Below are 18,467 nucleotides of genomic sequence, written 5' to 3'. Positions count from 1 at the left end.
GATGCGGTTTGTCGGACGATGTGTATCCGATGACACGCCCGAGAGAAGTGCAACTGCCTGATAAAGATCCACGACGGCGGTGAACTGCCGATCAAATGAATCAATCAGGACTTAACAAATGATAAATATCAGGCTCTGGACAATGACCGGGTCGATGGCCATCCGACGTGCCGATCTCCTTGGTGCCAAAGAAGATCGGGGCGATGGGCGCTCTAGATCTCGCGCCGATCTCTTCTGTTGCGGCGGCGGAGGATGATCAGCGTTGACGGCCGCCATGGCGATGGCGGCGAGGCCGATGGTAAGGGCGCTCGATCGACCGGGGCAGGTCGGCACCGTGACGGTGGCGTTGCCGGAATATTCCTCTGAAGTCGGCGTTCCTCAGGGAACCGACGGCGCCCGGCACGCAGCGGCCGACCGTGAAGGTGGTGCCTGTTGCATCCACCGGCTGGACTATGGCCGCTGAATCGTTCGGGTCGGCCGAGTCCGGCCCCGGAGATCGGGTCGGAAGACTAGGATCGCCGCAACCAGCGCCAGACCGGCGACGACGGTATGCTCTAGATCCTCATCGCGTCCCCCCGGTGCGTGAGTGGCGACCACAGAGCCGATGGAACCCACAAATGACGGCCGGAGCGGGATGGGCCTGGGTCAAGGCGCACCGGAAGGGCCGGAGGGTTGGCGATGCAGTAGATCCCGCAAACAATCCCGCTCTTCCCGATGGTGCCGATCGCCTGGGCCCGGCGGGCCGGGTCCTTGATGGCGCGGGTGCCGCAGGCCAATCGTTTATGATTTGCTGAGCATGCAGACGCCAGACGTTTTATATTTTCTGTCGGCGCAAATTCCGGCGGGTCAGTGCTTTGATCTTGCCTTCTTGCGGCGGGCGCCGACGGCCTTTTCCAGAAGGGTCGACGCCACATCCTTCGCCAACAGGAACGGCGCCGTGTCACCCGACGCATGCGCAAGCGCCAGGGCCCCCTGAAGAATCAGGTTGAGCTGCTTGGCGAGCCGCTCGGGCTCGGCAAAGCCCGCCCGCTGGCACAGTTCGAGGAATTTCGCCTCGCCGCGTGAGTTCGCGCTGATCCCGAGCTCGACGATGCCGTCATGCTTGCCGACATAATCCTGCGCCGCCTTCAGTCCCAGGCAACCGCGTGTCAGCATGCGGCCGGTCGTCTTTCGGACGTCGAAGAAATCGACGATCTGATCGCACGGATCGGCGATGTCCGCGACCGGGCCGAAGAGCTCATCCACGACGACCTTGCTGTAGAGCTGCAGCACGGCCGCGATCAGATCCTCCTTCGACGGGAAATACTTATACAGCGTTCGTTTGGATATGCCGCTGCCGGCCAAGGCGGCTTCCATTCCCGTCGCCTGAAAGCCGCCCGCGTAGAACCGGTCGAAGGCGTGTTTCACGATTTCGACCTTCTTGCCTTCGATCTCGCCGTCCTGGCCCATCACCATGTCCCCGCCGCTGTCCATTCCCTGGTCATAGCGAACCCGATTGACCAGGTAAACGACTCCGTTTACACACCCCTCAGGTAAACGACTCCGTTTACCTCTGTGCTGAAAGCGCCGGAATCAAGATCTTCGGGAGAAGGCCATGCCCCTTTCAAACCAAGTCGTCCTGGTGACGGGCGCCAGTCGCGGTATCGGCGCAGCCATCGTGCGGGAAATGCTGAAGGCCGGCGTGGCGAAGATCTACGCCACCGCTCGCGATGTGACGTCGCTGCAGGCATTGCCGGACCCGCGGGTGGTGCCGCTGCAGCTCGACATCACCAGCGATGCGTCGGTGACTGCGGCAGCCCAGCTGGCGGGGGATATCGATGTTCTCGTCAACAACGCCGGGACGCTGGCCTTCGGCGATTACATCAGCAGCCGCCTGGAGACCTTCGAAGACGACATGCGGACCAACTACTTCGGCACCCTCCGGGTCCTGCGTGCCTTCACCCCGCAGTTTGTCGCCCGCAAATCCGGCACGATCGCGAATGTGAGCAGCGTCGTCGGCCTGTCGGCGGTGCCTCTGATGGCCGGCTATTCGGCCTCCAAGGCGGCGGTGCATTCCCTCACGCAATCCCTCCGCGGCACCCTGGAGAAAGACAACATCACCGTCATCGGCATCTATCCCGGGCCGATCGAGACGGATCTGGCCAAACCGGTGCCCTATCCGAAGGTCACCCCGGACCACGCCGCCATCCGCATCGTGCGGGCCATTGCCGAGGGGCAGACCTACATCTTCCCCGATCCCATGGCGCAGCAGGTCGAGCAGCTGTGGTCGACCGACAACCGGAAGCTGGAACACGTCGCACTGCATCTCGGCGGCTGACGGTCTGGCTACATCGCCTCCCTCACTCCAACCTGCAGGACAACCCCTCCATGCACACCCGTCGTTCCTTCGCGGCGAGTTTCCTCGCCGGCTCTGCCGCCATGATTGCGTCCGGCACAGTGTCGGCCAAAGCCAAGACCACTCTGCCGAACAGCAAATCGTCCCTCTCCGGACATCCGGCTGTTCCGACCCACTACCGGACCGTGGACATCGACGGACTTTCCGTCTCCTACCGCGAAGCCGGGGCACCCGGCGCCCCGGTCGTGCTGATGCTCCACGGCTGGCCGTCGTCATCGGCGATGTTTCGCGATCTCATCCGTGACCTGTCGACGGACTATCATGTCTTTGCCCCGGACTATCCGGGTTTCGGCAACAGCGACACGCCCGACCGCTCGCACGCCCCCTATACTTTCGACGCCCTGGGCGAGATCATCGGCAGGTTCGTCGACAAGGTCGGCATCCGACAATTCGCCTTGTACGCGACGGATTTCGGCGGTCTGGTCGGTTATCGGGTGATGCTGAAGTCGCCAAATCGGCTTAAAGCGCTGATCGCGCAAAACAATCCACTGTTCTTTGCCGAAAGCCCCTGGTTCGGGCCGATCGTGCCGTATTGGAAGGACGGAACAGACGAGAGCCGTCGGAAAGCGGGGGAGCACTATCTCACCCTCGATGTGGTCCGCGGCCTGTACGTTACCGGTGTGCGCGATACATCGCTGCTCGACCCGGAACAATGGCAGTCGGAATACGCCTCGCTGCAACGTCCGGGCGCAGGAGACGCCTCGCTCGACCTCCTCTACGACATCCGCACCAACGGTCCAGTCCTCGAGAATGCTCAGGACTACCTGCAAGCGCGTAAGCCGCCGACGCTGGTTGTGAGCGGCAAGAACGACATTCTATTCGCGGGTGAAAATCAGCAGCGGTATCGCGAGGTGGTGCCGAACGCAGAGATTCACATGCTCGACACCGGTCATTGCGCCTTGGCCGACAACGGCGAAGAAATCGCCAGCTGGGTGCATGATTTCCTCGGTCGAGCGCTGTAGCCCAGGCGCGGTGGCTGTCCGTCCAATTCCTGTCTCGTCGCCCCCTGTGGACATCAGCATTTCCAGGGGGCAGCGGCCCCTGAGCCGCTCCCGGACGGGATCCGCTCACGATCACGACCAGGCGGCATAGCAGGGCTGTGGCGCCTGTCGTATCCAATCGCGATCACCGAATCCTATCAAACATTCCTCCAGACTGACGCCTGTGTGGGCCATAAGGCGCTTGGCCAATCGGGCGATCGACAGGGATCGGGTAATGCGGAGCGATGCCTTTCAACCAGGCTGGATAGCGCCATATCCGGACATCGCTCGCGATTCTCCAAAGCGGACATGACCGGATTCGACCCTATCCGGCCTGTTTAACTCCGCTATAGTGAGACCATTAAACGGGGGTGCTATGAAGCGTTTTATCTGGCTGGTGGCTGGCCTGGTCGCCGGCTGCATGTCAAATCAGAAGCCCACTGAGACGGCCGTTATTGTCCAAAATATAGATAAGATCGAATCAGATCTGAAAAATATATCCGACGCGCAATTGGCGATATTTAGACGCGACTATGGGACCACTATAGCTATCCCGGCGGAACCGGAGGCGCTCCGGGAGATTGCAGATCAGTCATGCCAAATATCAGCATCCGCGTCTGGGATTTCCCAACTGCTGGGCCGTATAAAGGAGTCACGTAACAAACTTGCGACGAAAGATCGAGATCTGTTTTGGGGGTTCGTCTTTTTCTCAAAAAACAAGATTATTCACGAAATGTATTTTGGAGCGCCTTATCTAAATGTTGATTACACGTCCATGATAGTCGATGGGCAAAAATACGAAATCCCGGTGAGGGTTGTTTCCTGGCTGGACGAGGTTATCGATATGGGAAACTGCAAAATCAACTGATGCGGGTCGAGGCGGCGGAGGTTTATCGGCAGGTCGTTGGAGCGACGCGGGGTGATATCCAGCTTTGGCGCCCCCCTGGCCCCACGTTGGTCAACGCGGGATCGCATCCAGCCAAAATCGTGAATGCCGATATTGGAATAGCGGCTAGCCTGAGATTCTGCCGCTTCTGCAAGACAGTTCGACTGTTCGCTTTCCGCCCTTCGCGGACGTTCGACCGCCCAAGCGCGAAGGGCCGGATTCGACCCCAAGCGGACGGGCCCGCGGAAAAATCGGATCATCATCGCTTCCGGTTCCGCCGGCCAGGGCGAGAGTGCCAGAGAAAGGCTGGCTCCGCGGCGGCTTCCGGCGCGCTCCGTACGATCAGGCCGACTGAGATGGGCGGAGAGGGTCAGCCAAGTGCGGCCAAGTTTGTAAGTGTTGGAATGCTTGACGCGTGCTGCCTCGACGTTTCCACGATGCACAGGCACAATAAGTTGGATAGAGGAGGTTGATATGTCGGCAAAAATATTTTGGATGCTTCTAGGTTTCTCTCTGCTGGGCGCTTGTTCGGGCGCAACGTCAAATCAAAATGTGATCACCGCGGAAAATTGGAGCACAGTTCCCGTTGAATGGCGAACTAAAAGTCATTGGACATGCATGGAGAATGCTGGATTTTACACAGAATACAATGGAACTAAAATAAATAAGAACATACACAACAACAGTATTGACAAATACATAATAGATCTAAAAAAAATGACTGTAGAATATGACGTTGACGGGGAGTGGCCGGAGCATGCAGTAGAAAATATCGTGATTGCAGATAACAGACCGAAACATCCTAATGTTAATAATTTTCCTAGATTCAGCTTTGTCACCAGGCGATTTGGTGAAATATGGAATTCATACAGTTTAGTGTTTTCGTCATCATTTATTGTACGCACATTTGCTGGTGGAAACAATTCCTGGACCCAATACGGAAAATGCTCTCCAAGCTAAAGACCGTCCAATGGCATCATCAGTCTGCGTACGTTGTAGACTGTCGCCTGCGGGTCGAATGCGGCCATGTCCGCTCACCGGGGCTAAGCGCGATGGTCGGTTTCGAGCACCCGGTAGCCGGCCGAGCCGGCCGAGAAGAGCCGAATCTGGACCGACCAGGGGGGCGTGGCACCTCTGACCGCTTTGGGTCGCGTGCGGCCCTCTCCGCTTCGGGGTCTGGGAGGGATGGCCGCTTACCGCCGATTGTGTTGAAGAAGTCGGCAGCGGACAGCTGTTGGTGCGACGGTGACTAGGAAGCGTGGGGGCCTGAGGGCTCTCAGGCCGGCATGGGCGTCGGCATCGGGATGAGCTTGGCGAGCTTTCGGAGGTTCTGGGCGGCAGCGGCGAGGTGGAATTCGTCGCGGGCGCCGTTCGGTCCGCGCAGACGCAACCTGTCGAGCTTGAGGATGCGTTTGAGGTGGGCGAACAGCATCTCGATCTTCTTCCGCTCGCGGCAGGAAGTGGCATAGGCGTCGGTGGCGGCGATGTCGCGGGCCATGTCGCGAGCGCCTTCGTGGACCGAGCGCGGGACCTTGCGGGCAGGCGTGTTCGGACAGCAGCGCGGCTCCAGCGCGCAGGCTTCGCAGTCCAGCTTGCTGGCGCGATAGCGGATCATGCCGTTCGCGTCGACGAGCGGGCGCGGCGTCCGATAGACGACCTGGCGCGGCCTGAGTGGCTTCCCGGCCGGACAGATGTAGGCATCGGCCTGGTGATCGTAGGTGAAGTCTGCCCTCTCGAAGGTGCCGTCGCTGCGCTCGGATCTGTCGAAGACCGGGATGTGAGGCTCGATCCCGCGCTCATGGACCAGCCAGTTGAGCATCTCAGCCGAACCATAGGCGCTGTCGGCGGCCAGTCGCTCGGGGTAGAGACCGAAGCGGTCCCGGGTGCGGTCGATCATGGTGCGGGCAGCGCCGACCTCCGCCTGGCGGATGGCACGGCTCGCCTCGACATCGACGATGACGGCGTGGTCGAGGTCGATCAGATAGTTGGTGGCATAGGCGAAGAAGGCGTTGCCCTTCAGCGCTCCCGTCCACTGCGCGGCCGGATCCGACCGCGAGACGAATTTGGGCTGAACCTCGCTGGCGGCGCCCCAGGCCGCCTCGTCCAGCGTGTCGAGATATTCCCGGACCGAGCGGCGGGTCGCCGCCATCGCCTCCCAGTCGACCGTCTCCGATCCCTCCGCCGAGCGCTGCTTGTTGGCGTCCGCCCGGATCAGGCTGGCGTCGGCGGCGAAGCTGTTGCCGCCGACCAGCCCGGCCTCGATGCAGCGCCGCACCGTCGTCTCGAACAGCTCGCGCAGCAGATCGCTGTCGCGGAAGCGGCCGTGACGGTTCTTCGAGAAGGTCGAATGGTCCGGGACAGCGGCCTCCAGGCCGAGCCGGCAGAACCAGCGATAGGCGAGGTTCAGATGCACCTCCTCGCACAGCCGGCGCTCCGAGCGGATGCCCAAGCAGTACCCGATGAGCAGCATCCGGATCATCAGCTCCGGATTGACCGAAGGCCGCCCGATCTCGCTGCAGAATGGTCGCAGATGGGCGCGGAGCCGTGACAGGTCGACGAACCGGTCGATCGAGCGGAGCAGGTGATCGGCCGGCACGTGGCGCTCGAGGTTGAACTCGTAGAACAGCGCCTCCTGCATCACCGTCCGCTCGCCCATCATCGCCGCGTCCTCCCCTGCCCAGGAGGACTGAATCAGGACTTCTCACCGCCAGCAATGACGACTTTTTCAACGCAATCCGCCGATATCGTTGAAAAAGTCCCCAACGAGTACTTGAGGTGCAAATTCGAGCAAGATTGCTGCCGATCAGATCGATGCTGGGTATCCTTTGGTTTATCCGAAGCTCGATCTCGGCCTCTTTGTTGCTCGCAGAATAGGCGTTCCGACTTTTTCAACGGAATCCGCCCTTCGCGGACATTCGCCAAGCCGGGTGCGAAAGACCGCATTCGACCCTTAGCGGTCTTAGGACGGACCCTGCGAACATCGGTGGCTATGATGCGACAGGTTGGTCGTGCCAGGGTAGCTTCCTGACGAGGTTCGGAGACGATTCTTGGATAGGCAGGGTTTTGTCGATGCGGTCCGGCTGGCAGTTAAGGATGCTGCTGTGACAGGCACTATTTCGCAGCTGGCACGGCCGCCCGGCCGGAAACCAGATGAGAATCTGCTTGGCCTATCAGCTTGGTTCAATCAGCTCGCTCCTCAAGATCGGAATAACCTGGAGCAGGTCATCGATCTAGCAACCAATTTGGCAGTCTTCGGCTTTTTATGTGTGCTGGATGGAGTTAGACAAATTGAAAATGGTCCAAAGAAAGGCACTCTCCGGCTTCACTACTGTCTAGATTCTCAAGATATTATACTTAACGATGATCGTGGCGAGATGTTGCATGATCTTCTTTAGGTATCGCCGCGGCGCAGTGAGAAATAACCGTTCTCCACCCTAAGTGGTCATCGTTATGGGGTCATCATGACGAAGGTTGTATTTTGGTTTGGGTCTTGCGTTGCAATTCTGATCGCCGCGGACCCCAGCCAGGGCGATTCCCTATCCGATCCACCAACAACATATTCAAGAGAATCGAATGAGGTGCACTCGCAAATGGATAAACCGGACTACGACGCGATCGCCGCCAAGCAACTTGCGATGAATGCTCAAACATGGAAGCTGTTGCTTGCGAGAGGAGTGACGGAGCAAATAAATCTCGAACTAGATTTCACTTTTGTGGCGCCAAATAAGGAAACAGCCGACGGGTTGATCTCGCTGCTGAAAGAAGAGACAGACTATAACCTCGAATCTCAGCCGGCGGGATCATCCCGGGACGGGAATTGGCTCGTCCTTGGTTCGACTCAGATGACCAAAATTTCTCTTGAGATCCTTGATCAATGGGTAATCTGGATGATCCTTGCCGGCAAGCGTGGCAACGGGTGCGTGTTCGACGGCTGGGGAACAGCGATCCCAAAGTAGGCGGAGAAAGTTGTTGGATCAAAAGGTTTGCTTGCCGCCCTTCGCGGACGTTCGACAGCCCAGGCGCGAAGGGCCGGATTCGACCCTAAAGCGGACCTTGTCGCGCATGGAGGCTCGGGATAGCCTTGCGCAAATGAACTCGCTATCTGAACTGGAGCAGGCAGTGCTCCGCGCAATTGCCCGGCAGGAGCCCTCGATCGCTGAGGCTATTGCGCTTCAACAGGATGGCATGCGTATCCTGACGCGAGAGAATACGGGGGCCGGCTTCTACGCCACCTTCGAAGTGTTATCCGGACCTCCGATCATAGGAGCAGCCTCGCCGCTCGGAGACGTGGAGGCGGCCGTCCAGGGCCTTGCTCACGGCATGGGCTTCCTTCTCTGGCTCAAGGACGGCCGGTTGCACCAGCTGGAGGGCTACTCCTACGATGAGAGCACCAGTGGACTAGATTTCGAGCATCTGAACTTCGGCCCGATCCGCCCGCGCCCTCGACAGGCATAGTTCCGATCCCTATGCGTCGGAAGGTCCGGGTGTCCATCCAATTTCACCCGCCCAAGACCCGTAGCTGCCGCTCCGGAGGTGTTGCCAGCGTTCGACCTGTATTCAGCGTAGCCGCGGCCTATGGAGTCGGTTCGACCTCGTCGTTGGCGATCCGCTCCCGCGCAGCTGTGATCATCTGCGGAATCCCCGAATGGCGGTGCCAGACGTTCCTTGCGGCTGACATCTCGTCGTCTAGCTGAGCTACGATCCTTTCGAGCTCGGCGATGTAGTGGGGATCGATATTCTCGCTAAGACGCTGCTGATCGAGGCCAGCCTTGACCAGTTCGTGTGCGAGTATGCGAGCAAAGAGTATCGCCCGCGCATTTTCGGCCTGATCTGACATGGGGCGTCCGCTCAGAGCTTAATCTACCGCGAGAGTAGCGCGGGATCTGCCGTGATGCGAGGCCGATAGGCCGCCTAGTCCTCGAGCATCCCGGATTTCCGCTTTCCGCCCGATGCCGCCGCCGCGGCGAGGCAGAGGCGCGCCAAAAACGGAAGTCGCGTTGGCGCCCCGATACCGGACACCGCTCGAACTACAGAGTCCAGCCCCTCTCGGTCGGCCCCGACCTTGGAGAGCGCACCTGAAAGCGGCCGTCCCAGCAGGCTCTACGACGCGGACATTGCCGGACGCGCCCCAAAGCGAATTACCGAAGTATGCGGCATCTACGCGAGATGCCCGTTCTATTTTGGGTCCGAGGCACAATAAAGAGGGTGGACACATGAACTAATTCGATCGCAGCAATCTCCGCATTCTCATCGCATATGATGAAAGCGTCATCGCCGCCAATCGTGCGGCGGGCATATGGTCAAATACCTTGCTCTGAACGTCAGACCCTCTCGTCCTTCGCAACGGCACCTGCTGTGGGATAACCATGAAGTCATATTGGTCCGCAATGTTCGGAAAAGCGGCCAGTTTATCGCACTGACAGCCTCCATTATCTGGAACGTCATCGACCCGAACGTGGCGACTGTGACGACGGAGCCTGTATGCCGACGCTTTTCGAACCCCTCGCGCTTGGCGCGATCACCATCCCCAACCGCGCCATCATGGCGGCGCTGACTCGCAGCCGCTCGACGCGCGCGCATGTGCCGACGGCCATGATGGTCGAGTACTATGCGCAGCGTGCCTCGGCGGGGCTCATCACCAGTGAGGCGACCGCTGTCTCGCAGCAAGGTGCCGGCTTCACCTACACGCCGGGACTCTGGCGCGTGGACCAGGTGGAAGCCTGGGAGGCCGTGACGAAAGCAGTGCATGCCCGCGGCGGACGGATCATCGCGCAGCTGGCGCACAACGGGCGCGCGGGCCATTCCGAAGTGATCGGCGAGCAGCCGGTCTCGGCCAGCGCGACCGTCGCGCCGGTCGACGCCTGGACATACGATGGGCCCAAGCCCTCTGAATGCTCACGCCCGCTGGAGGCGGAGGAGATCCCGGGTCTCGTCGCCGACTTCGGCCGCGCGGCGCGGAACGCGATTGCGGCGGGCTTCGATGGCGTCCAGATCCACGCCGCCAATGGCATGCTTCTCGACCAGTTCCTGCGCGACAACTGCAACCTTCGGACGGATGACTACGGCGGAAGCATCGACAATCGCGTCCGCCTGCTGAAGGAGGTGACGCGTGCCGCGATCGCTGTCGCCGGCGCGGATCGGACTTCCGTCCGCCTGTCCCCCAACGGCAAGACCTGGGGCGTGGACGACAGCGACCCGACGCCGCTGTTCGTCGCGGCGGCGAAGATGCTCGACGGACTCGGCATCGCCTATCTGGAACTTCGCGAGACCGGTGCCGGCGGCGGCGCATTCGGCGAGACCGACGTCCCGCGCCAGTCGCCCATGATCCGTCCGCACTTCAAAGGTCCGCTGGTGCTCAACAACAACTATGACCTGGAGCGGGCCCAGGCCGACCTCGGCAGTGGACTGGCGGATGCGATCAGCTTCGGGCGGCCGTTCATCGCCAACCCCGACCTGGTCGAGCGGCTGCGCGACGGCACGCCGCTGAATCTGCCTCGGACGGAGCACTTCTATACCCAAGGCGAGGAGGGGTACCTCGACTATCCGACGCGGGACGAGATGAAGGCGGTCGCCTGACCCGACGAATTCCGGCTCGGCATGCAGCCGAGCCTGAGCCCTGCCCCCGCAAGGCCCGACCCGTCCGTCGAGGCAGAGGACCGGGTCCCTGTCCCGGCAAGTCAAAGCAAAGAGGCACCAGGGTGCCCGTCATCCCGGCGCGACCGACGCGATGCAAACCCTCCCCATGCATCGAAGCCCACCCCACGGCCGCGCCGGGATGACCCGTCTACCTCAGGATCCGGTCCGCCAGACCCGACACTGAACGGACATGTAGGCCAGCGGGACCGCATGGTTCGAGAGGGTGCAGGTCAACCCGTTGGCCGACACCGGGCGCCCCGCCCCTGCAGGGCCGCCTGAACATGCAGAGATGCCGGACGATCGCTAGCTCAATCGCGGCCCTCGTCCAGCGCGCTCTTCATCGACTCCGTCATAAACTTCACGAATGCCGAGAGCTTCGGCAGCGGGGTCTTACTCCGGGGCCACAGGAGGCGCAGCGCGCGGCTGATCTTCTCGGACCCCGGCAGCACCTCGCGCAGAATGCCTGACCGAAGACCACCCGCGACCGTGAAGTAGGGCAGCGAGGCGATTCCACACCCCGCCTCTGCCAGCCGGACCAGCGGCTCGAGCGAGGTCGCCGACAGCACCACTGGAAGGATGGTGCCCTCGGGGACGGCCGGGCCCCAGCTACCGAGCTTTCCCGTTTCGTAGAAACGGTGATGCAGCAGGCGGTGGTTCACCAGATCCGCCGGCTTCCGGGGTTCTCCTGCGCTTTCGATATAGCCGGGGGAAGCGACCATGCGGGACGTGAAGTCACCCAGCTTCACGTGCATCAGTCGGCTGTCGCTCACCTCACCCGAGCGGATGACCGCGTCGAAGCCGTCCTCAATCACGTCCACCAGCCGGTCATTGTAGTCGAGATCGAGTTCGACCTCCGGGTACCTGGCCGTGAACTCCGCGAACAGCGGCGTGAGGAGTTCCCCGGTGAACGGCACGCCGACGCGTAGCCGCCCGCGGGGGAACGCGGTCGCCTGGGCGAGTTCGGCCTCCGCGGCCTCCAGCTCGCACAGGATGTGCCGGCAGCGGTCGAGGAACATCTCCCCCTCCGGCGTCAGCCGGATCGCCCGGGTCGAGCGGTGGAACAGCCTGATCCCGAGCTGATCCTCCAGCTTCGCGATGGTCTTCCCTATCGCGGACGACGATAGCCCGAACTGCTGGCCCGCCAGCTTGAAGCTCCGCAGCTCCGCCGCCTGTACGAAGGCAGACATCGCGCTCACGCTCTCGATCCGAATACCCATAAAATACCAACAGTCCGCAATGTTCGGAAAAGCGGCGTGTTTATCGCCTAATTCAGCTCCGTTATCAAGAGACGCTCGCTGAGCGCACCGACGCTGCGGCGAATGATCAAACCCGCGACCGAGCATGGCCATTGGCCGCGCCTGGAGCTTTCCCGATGCCCATTTCAGACCTGTTCAAGCCACTCACGCTTCTGCACGGCCCGCCGATGCGCAACCGTTTCATGCTTGCACCGCTCACGAACCAGCAGAGCATGGACGACGGCACCGTCTCCGAGTTCGACAGGGAGTGGATCCGCCAGCTCGCGCACGGCGGATACGCCCTGATCACCACTGGCGCCTCAACCGTGGAGGCCGACGGCATCGCGTTCGCCCGGCAGGTGGGCATCCACGACGATGCCCACCTGCCGGGGCTGACCGAACTGGCCAACTCGATCCGCCGGGGGGGCGGCCTGTCGGCTGTGCAGCTGCATCACGCCGGACACCGCGCCAATCCGACGCTGGGTGGCATCCCATCCCCCGCCTCCGGCTGGACGGTGCCCGGAGTCCAAGCGCTCACCACCGAAGAGGTGGAGCGGATACGCGACAGCTTCATCGCCGCCGCCAAGCGGGCCGAGGTGGCTGGTTTCGATGGCGTCGCGGCGCACGGCGCGTTCGGATGGATTCTGTCCGAGTTCATGTCGCCCCTGCTGAACGACCGGACCGACAGGTATGGCGGCAGCGTCGAGAACCGCGCCCGTCTCACCATCGAAGTCCTCGAGGGGATCCGCCGGGAATGTCGACCGGACTTCCAGATAGGCTGGCGTCTGTCAGTCGAGCGCTACGGACTGCTCCTCGACGAGCTGCGCGAGATCACCGGGGAGATCCTTCGCCGCGAGCTGATCGACTATCTCGACCTCGCGCTGTGGGACTCCAACCAAGTCGTCCAGGACGGGACGTTCAAGGGCAAGTCCATTCTCAGCGTCTTCACCGAACTCCCGCGAGGTGGCGTGCGCATCGGAGCCGCCGGCAAGATCTACAGCGCCCAGCGCTGTGTGGAACTGCTCGACGAGGGTTGCGACCTCGTGATGATCGGTCGCGCGGGTATCCTCGAACGGGACTTCCCGATGCGGGTGAAGGCCAATCCGGATCACCGGAGTCCGACGTTCCCGGTGTCGGCGGACTTCCTGCGCGCGGGCGGCCTGAGCGAGCGCTTCGTCACCCACCTGCGGGGGTGGCCGTACTTCCTGGATCCGGCGAGCCCGTAAGTGCCGCTCCGCAAACCTCGATGAAATCATTTCATTCCGCAATATTCGGAAACACGGCCCGTTTATCCGCCGTCGGCCACCGATTATTTGCTTGGGTGACGCCCGGCATCCGGGCCAGCCGTGAAGGAGTTCACATGCCGACGCTCTTCGACACCCTCGCGCTCGGCGCGCTGACGATCCCCAACCGCATCATGATGGCGCCGATGACCCGGGGCCGCGCGACCCGCGAGCACGTCCCGACCGCCATGATGGCCGAGTACTATGCGCAGCGCGCCTCGGCCGGCCTGCTCATCAGCGAGGCAATAGGCCTCTCGCGCCAGGGCCTCGGATGGCCCTACGCGCCGGGGATCTGGAGCGACGAACAGGTCGAGGCGTGGAAGCCGGTGACCAAGGCCGTCCACGACAAGGGCGGACGGATCGTCGCGCAGCTCTGGCACATGGGCCGCATGACCCATTCGGCGCTGACCGGCGAGCAGCCGGTGTCGTCCAGCGCGACCGCCACCCCGGGTGACGCCTACACCTATCATGGCAAGAAGCCCTACGAGATCGCTCGCCCGTTGGAACTCGAGGAGATCCCCGGCATCATCGCGGACTACGTCCACGCATCACATCAGGCGATCTCCGTCGGCTTCGACGGGGTCCAGATCCACGCCGCGAACGGCCAGCTGATCGACCAGTTCCTGCGTGACAACAGCAACTTCCGTACGGACGCGTATGGCGGCAGCATCGCAAACCGGCTGCGCCTGCTCGTGGAAGTGACGCAGGCCACGGCCGACGCGATCGGGGCGGACCGCACCTCCGTCCGCCTGTCTCCGAACGGCGAAACCTATGGCGTCGACGACAGCGATCCGACGCCGCTCTTCGAGGCGGTTGCGGCAGCCCTGGACTCCATCGGGATCGCGTTTCTCGAACTGAAGGAGGCGAGCCCCAAGGGCACCTTCGTCTCTACCGACGTGCCGCGCCAGTCGCCGATGATGCGGCCCTACTTCAGGGGCGCGCTGGTGCTGAACAGCGACTATGACCTCGCTCGCGCCCAGGCAGACCTCGACAGCGGGCTCGCCGATGCGATCAGCTTCGGAAGGCCGTTCCTGGCGAACCCGGACCTGGTCCGGCGTCTGCAGGACCGTGCGCCGCTGAATCCGACGCGCGAGGAGACCCTCTATACCCAGGGCGCCGAGGGCTACACCGACTATCCGGCGCTGGATGACGAGATAGCCGTCGCCTGACGGCTGGACGCCCTGGCTGCCCCTCGCCGCCACGGCGTCCTCCATCCTTCAAACCAACCCTTTCGCCAATACCCAATACGGGCATCCCCGATACCCAGGATGCAAGGAGCGACCCATGACCGACACCCTTGAGAACCAGCCGGCCGGATACGTGCCACCCAAGGTCTGGAGCCAGAAGACGGCCTATGGCGGCACGTTCGGCAGCAGCAACCGGCCGGTGTCCGGCGCCACCTTCGAGAAGGAGCTGCCGGTCGGCAGCCACCCGATGCAGCTCTACTCCCAGGGGACGCCCAACGGGCAGAAGGTCACGATCCTGCTAGAGGAGTTGCTGGCAGTGGGACACGCGGGTGCCGAGTATGACGCCTGGCTGATCGACATCTTCAAGGGCGACCAGTTCGGCAGCGGCTTCACCGAGATCAATCCCAACTCGAAAATCCCGGCGCTGGTGGACCATTCCACGGATCCCGTCACGCCCGTGTTCGAGAGCGGCTCGATCCTCGTCTACCTCGCCGAGAAGTTCGGCGCGTTCCTGCCGACCGAGCCGCGCGCGCGGACCAGGACGTTCAACTGGTTGATGTGGCAGATGGGGACCGCGCCGTTCGTCGGCGGCGGCCTCGGCCACTTCTACGCCTACGCGCCGCTCAAGATCGAATACGCGATCGACCGCTACGCGATGGAGACGAAGCGCCAGTTGCACGTCCTCGACACGCATCTGGCCAAGAACGAGTTCCTCGCCGGTGACGAATACACAATCGCCGACATAGCGGTGTGGCCGTGGCAGCCCGGCAGCCTGTTCGGCGTCTACAACACCCACGAGTTCCTGAACGTCGAGGAATATACGCACCTGATGCGCTGGTTCCGGGCGATCGCCGCGCGGCCGGCCGTGAAGCGCGGCCGCATCGTCAACCGGACGTCCGGCCATCCGGGCGAGTTCCTGCTCGAGCGCCACGACGCCACCGACATCGATGCAGCTCTGCAGTCGGCCGGAAGCTGAATCCTCGCCGTCGATCCTGAACCAACGCCAGCCAACCGACCGCGGCGGACCCGCCTGCGCGCCTGAAGTCACGGAGAACACGATGAAACTCTACTACGCCTTCGGTTCCTGCGGGCTCTCCCCGCAGATCGTGCTGCGGGAGGCCGGGATGACCTTCGACCTGGTGAAGGTCGACTTCGCCACCAAGACCACCGCCGAGGGCGACTACCTCAAGGTGACGCCGAAGGGCTTCGTGCCGGCGCTGCAGCTGGACAACGGCGAGGTCGTCACCGAAGGCGCGGTGATCCTGCAGTGGATTGCGGATCAGAACCCCGCTCACGGCTTGCTCCCGGCCTTCGGCACCATGGAGCGGTACCGGGCGCTCGAGTGGATCAACGTCGTCGCGACGGATCTGCACAAGGGCATGGCGACGATGTTCTCTCCGTTCGTCGACGACGCGTCGAAATCGCGCTTCGCCGACGGGTTCCTTGCCCGCCGCTTCGCGATCATCGAGGACCACCTCTCGCGCAACGACTACCTGCTCGGAAGCGAGTTCTCGGCCCCCGACGCCTATCTCTACAACGTGCTGTGCTGGCCCGTTCGCGTCGGTATCGATATGTCCGGATACGTCGCGATCGAGAAGTTCATGCAGCGCATGGACCAGCGGCCCAGCGTCCAGGCGGCCCGAGAAGCCGAGGGCCTACCGCCGCGCTGAATCCGCGGACAGGCCGCGCATCACCGCCTCGAAAACCGCGCCGGCGGCGGCAATCACCCCGGTCGCAAATCCACCCCGTCCCCACCGCCGAGCCGGCGAAAAATCCAAGGAGTTCGAAATGGACTGGAATGAAAATCGCACCCATCTGCTGGGCAATGTCGGCAAGCTGTCGGCGCTGACGCCCGACACCGTCAAGGGCTACATGACCGCCTCGGGCGCCGGCAGCAAGACCGGACGCCTCGACGAGAAGACGCGCCAGCTGATCTCGCTCGCCGTCGCCGTCACCACCCGTTGCGACGGCTGCATCTCGATCCACAGCAACGAGGCCGTGAAAGCTGGCGCGACCCGCGAAGAGCTGGCCGAGGCACTCGGCGTCGCGGTCGCCATGAATGCCGGCGCCGCCCTCGTCTACTCGTCGCGAGCCCTCGAGGCCTTCGACGCCGCCCCGGGCGCGTAAGCGCGCTGACGACACCGCACGACCGTTCACGCGGTCCGTCGAGATGACGACCGGAGGGCGGGCGATCCCGCCCTCCGGCACCCATCGTCGTCGAACGACCTTCTCCGCTTCGCAAGGAAGCCCAACAATGACAGAGTTCCGCACGATCCGCGCCGCCGCGGTCCAGATCGCTCCCGATCTCGACGCGCTGGCCGGCACCCTCGATCGCGTGCTCGCCGCGGTCGCAGACGCAGCTTCGAAGGGCGCGGAGATCATCGTCTTCCCCGAGACCTTCCTGCCCTGGTATCCCTACTTCTCGATTTGCCACGGCCCGGCGCTGATCGGCGAGGAGCATATCCGCCTCTACAAGAACGCGGTCGTCGCGCCGGGTCCAGTGACAGAGGCGCTTTCCGCCGCCGCCCGCCGGCACCACGCCGTCATATCGATCGGCATCAACGAGCGGGATCACGGGACGCTCTACAACAGCCTGCTGATCTTCGACGCGGACGGCACCCTCCAGCTCAAACACCGCAAGCTTTCGCCGGCCTATCACGAGCGCATGATCTGGGGCACGGGCGACGGCTCCACACTGAAAGTGGTCGATACCGCAGTGGGACGTGTCGGCGGCCTGATCTGCTGGGAGCACTACAATCCCCTCGCCCGCTACGCGCTGATGGCGCAGCACGAGGACATCCACGTCTCGATGTTCCCTGGGGCGCTCTTCGGCCAGACTTTCGCCGATCAGACTGAGGTCCAGATCCGCAACCACGCGCTCGAAAGCGCCTGCTTCGTCATCAACGCGACGGGCTGGCTCAGCGACGAGCAGATCGCGCAGATCGCCGGGGAAACCGGCGCCGCCGGTGCGATCCGGGGCGGCAGCATCACCGCGATCATCGACCCCGAGGGCGAGCACGTCGTTGCCCCGCTCACCTCCGGTGAGGGCATCCTCGTCGCGGATCTCGATCTGGAGATGAACCTGCGGCGCAAGCGCCTGATGGACTCAGTCGGCCACTTCTCGCGCCCCGAACTGTTGCGGCTGCTGATGACCAACCCGGCCACCTCGCCGGCGGTCACCCCGCAGGACCCGGTCCAGGGACGCTCCGGCATGGCGCGCTCGCTCGAGACCGGCGAGACGGACAACGTGGTGCAGCTGCAAATCGAGGCCTGATCCGAGGAGGACATGAGCACCACGCCCAGCGTCGGGCGTGGTGCGATCACTCCCCAATCGCCACCACGGACGGGCGATTGCCACCCCTCACGCAATCGACCCCGCAATGGCCCACCAATTCGGCTTCGACCTCTTCAACATCGGTGCCGGATCCGGCGGCGCCACAGGATCGAGGCGTGCGGCCGCCCACGGTGCTCGGGTCGGCAACTGTGACGACGTCCGCGTCGACAGAACCTGCGTGATCCGCGGCTGCATGTGGCACCGCTGCAACAGCGTGTCCGAGTCCGACGTGATCAGCCTGGTCAACGCTGGCTACTCGCATGCGCAGGCCTACGCCTCTTGGCTATCTCGTCGGTAAGGGCGGTTCGCTTCCGGCTGGGCGTGGGATTGAGGGATGTCCGGTTCGGAGAAGCTCGGAAGGCCTCTGAACGTCAGCAATGGGGACAGGCCGTGTGAAAAGACTGCGGTCTGATACGCTGCCCAAGGGCTGAGCGGGGGGGGGTAGGCGTGAAGCGTTTCGTCGAGGGTCAGGACCGTCGTCAGATCACGCTACTGCCGGACTGCGTGGACGACTACGTCGGCGAGGACAAT

18 protein-coding genes are annotated in these 18,467 nt (G+C 62.8%); 14 read left to right on the top strand and 4 right to left on the bottom strand.

The window, feature by feature from the left end; all coding sequences use genetic code 11:
• Positions 1-262 precede the first annotated feature (262 nt).
• A complete protein-coding gene (locus tag E9232_RS19700; RefSeq protein WP_309796645.1) occupies positions 263-463 on the top strand; it encodes a hypothetical protein in 201 nt (66 codons plus the stop codon).
• Positions 464-846: 383 nt separating this feature from the next.
• On the opposite strand, the gene E9232_RS19695 is transcribed toward E9232_RS19700, so the two are convergent.
• Positions 847-1,473 carry a TetR/AcrR family transcriptional regulator gene (locus E9232_RS19695; RefSeq protein ID WP_309796644.1) on the bottom strand — a complete coding sequence of 209 codons (627 nt, stop codon included), beginning with the start codon at positions 1,471-1,473 and terminating at the stop codon, positions 847-849.
• Positions 1,474-1,594: 121 nt separating this feature from the next.
• Between E9232_RS19695 and E9232_RS19690 the strand changes: the two genes are divergently transcribed.
• From E9232_RS19690 to E9232_RS19680, 3 genes are all read left to right on the top strand, one after another.
• Entirely contained in the window at positions 1,595-2,317 is a 723-nt protein-coding gene (locus E9232_RS19690; RefSeq protein ID WP_309796642.1) for an SDR family NAD(P)-dependent oxidoreductase, read from the top strand.
• Between the two features lie 50 nt (positions 2,318-2,367).
• Complete coding sequence (locus tag E9232_RS19685; RefSeq protein WP_309796640.1) at positions 2,368-3,357, top strand: alpha/beta fold hydrolase; 990 nt, start codon at positions 2,368-2,370, stop codon at positions 3,355-3,357.
• A gap of 394 nt (positions 3,358-3,751) precedes the next feature.
• Positions 3,752-4,243 (top strand): hypothetical protein, encoded by a 492-nt coding sequence (locus E9232_RS19680; protein ID WP_309796639.1) that lies wholly within the window; start codon positions 3,752-3,754, stop codon positions 4,241-4,243.
• A 1,294-nt stretch (positions 4,244-5,537) separates the two neighbouring features.
• On the opposite strand, the gene E9232_RS19675 is transcribed toward E9232_RS19680, so the two are convergent.
• Positions 5,538-6,920, bottom strand: a complete 1,383-nt coding sequence (locus E9232_RS19675; RefSeq protein ID WP_309796637.1) for an IS1182 family transposase — start codon at positions 6,918-6,920, stop codon at positions 5,538-5,540.
• A gap of 388 nt (positions 6,921-7,308) precedes the next feature.
• Between E9232_RS19675 and E9232_RS19670 the strand changes: the two genes are divergently transcribed.
• The 3 genes from E9232_RS19670 (at position 7,309) to E9232_RS19660 (ending at position 8,716) form a co-directional block, all read left to right on the top strand.
• Positions 7,309-7,656 (top strand): hypothetical protein, encoded by a 348-nt coding sequence (locus E9232_RS19670; RefSeq protein ID WP_309796636.1) that lies wholly within the window; start codon positions 7,309-7,311, stop codon positions 7,654-7,656.
• Positions 7,657-7,722: 66 nt separating this feature from the next.
• Positions 7,723-8,217 (top strand): ribonuclease E inhibitor RraB, encoded by a 495-nt coding sequence (locus E9232_RS19665; RefSeq protein WP_309796634.1) that lies wholly within the window; start codon positions 7,723-7,725, stop codon positions 8,215-8,217.
• 133 nt (positions 8,218-8,350) lie between these two features.
• Positions 8,351-8,716 (top strand): hypothetical protein, encoded by a 366-nt coding sequence (locus E9232_RS19660; protein WP_309796633.1) that lies wholly within the window; start codon positions 8,351-8,353, stop codon positions 8,714-8,716.
• Positions 8,717-8,834: 118 nt separating this feature from the next.
• Here E9232_RS19660 and E9232_RS19655 read toward each other — a convergent pair whose 3' ends face one another.
• The gene (locus E9232_RS19655; protein ID WP_309796631.1) at positions 8,835-9,098 is read right to left on the bottom strand and encodes a hypothetical protein; all 264 of its coding nucleotides are present in this window, start codon (positions 9,096-9,098) and stop codon (positions 8,835-8,837) included.
• 644 nt (positions 9,099-9,742) lie between these two features.
• On the opposite strand from E9232_RS19655, the gene E9232_RS19650 reads away from it, so the two are divergent.
• On the top strand, positions 9,743-10,837 hold the full coding sequence (locus tag E9232_RS19650; protein WP_309796629.1) for an alkene reductase: 1,095 nt from the start codon (positions 9,743-9,745) through the stop codon (positions 10,835-10,837).
• Between the two features lie 368 nt (positions 10,838-11,205).
• On the opposite strand, the gene E9232_RS19645 is transcribed toward E9232_RS19650, so the two are convergent.
• Positions 11,206-12,084 carry a LysR family transcriptional regulator gene (locus E9232_RS19645; protein WP_309797443.1) on the bottom strand — a complete coding sequence of 293 codons (879 nt, stop codon included), beginning with the start codon at positions 12,082-12,084 and terminating at the stop codon, positions 11,206-11,208.
• Between the two features lie 185 nt (positions 12,085-12,269).
• Between E9232_RS19645 and E9232_RS19640 the strand changes: the two genes are divergently transcribed.
• The 6 genes from E9232_RS19640 (at position 12,270) to E9232_RS19615 (ending at position 17,876) form a co-directional block, all read left to right on the top strand.
• Positions 12,270-13,358 (top strand): NADH:flavin oxidoreductase, encoded by a 1,089-nt coding sequence (locus E9232_RS19640; RefSeq protein WP_309796627.1) that lies wholly within the window; start codon positions 12,270-12,272, stop codon positions 13,356-13,358.
• 134 nt (positions 13,359-13,492) lie between these two features.
• Positions 13,493-14,584, top strand: coding sequence for an alkene reductase (locus E9232_RS19635; RefSeq protein ID WP_309796625.1), 1,092 nt, complete (start codon positions 13,493-13,495; stop codon positions 14,582-14,584).
• 115 nt (positions 14,585-14,699) lie between these two features.
• Complete coding sequence (gene yghU / locus E9232_RS19630) at positions 14,700-15,578, top strand: glutathione-dependent disulfide-bond oxidoreductase (RefSeq protein WP_309796623.1); 879 nt, start codon at positions 14,700-14,702, stop codon at positions 15,576-15,578.
• An 82-nt stretch (positions 15,579-15,660) separates the two neighbouring features.
• Positions 15,661-16,272: a glutathione transferase GstA gene (gene gstA, locus E9232_RS19625; protein WP_309796621.1), complete on the top strand. Its 612-nt coding sequence runs from the start codon at positions 15,661-15,663 to the stop codon at positions 16,270-16,272.
• 118 nt (positions 16,273-16,390) lie between these two features.
• Positions 16,391-16,729 carry a carboxymuconolactone decarboxylase family protein gene (locus E9232_RS19620; RefSeq protein WP_309796619.1) on the top strand — a complete coding sequence of 113 codons (339 nt, stop codon included), beginning with the start codon at positions 16,391-16,393 and terminating at the stop codon, positions 16,727-16,729.
• 127 nt (positions 16,730-16,856) lie between these two features.
• Positions 16,857-17,876 (top strand): nitrilase-related carbon-nitrogen hydrolase, encoded by a 1,020-nt coding sequence (locus E9232_RS19615; protein WP_309796618.1) that lies wholly within the window; start codon positions 16,857-16,859, stop codon positions 17,874-17,876.
• The last annotated feature ends 591 nt before the right edge of the window (positions 17,877-18,467 follow it).

It is taken from the genome of Inquilinus ginsengisoli (genome assembly GCF_031453975.1).
Taxonomy (GTDB): Bacteria; Pseudomonadota; Alphaproteobacteria; order DSM-16000; family Inquilinaceae; genus Inquilinus; species Inquilinus ginsengisoli_A.
The sequence above is the reverse complement of the archived record's forward strand: the minus strand, read 5'-3'. Positions and strand labels throughout refer to the sequence as shown.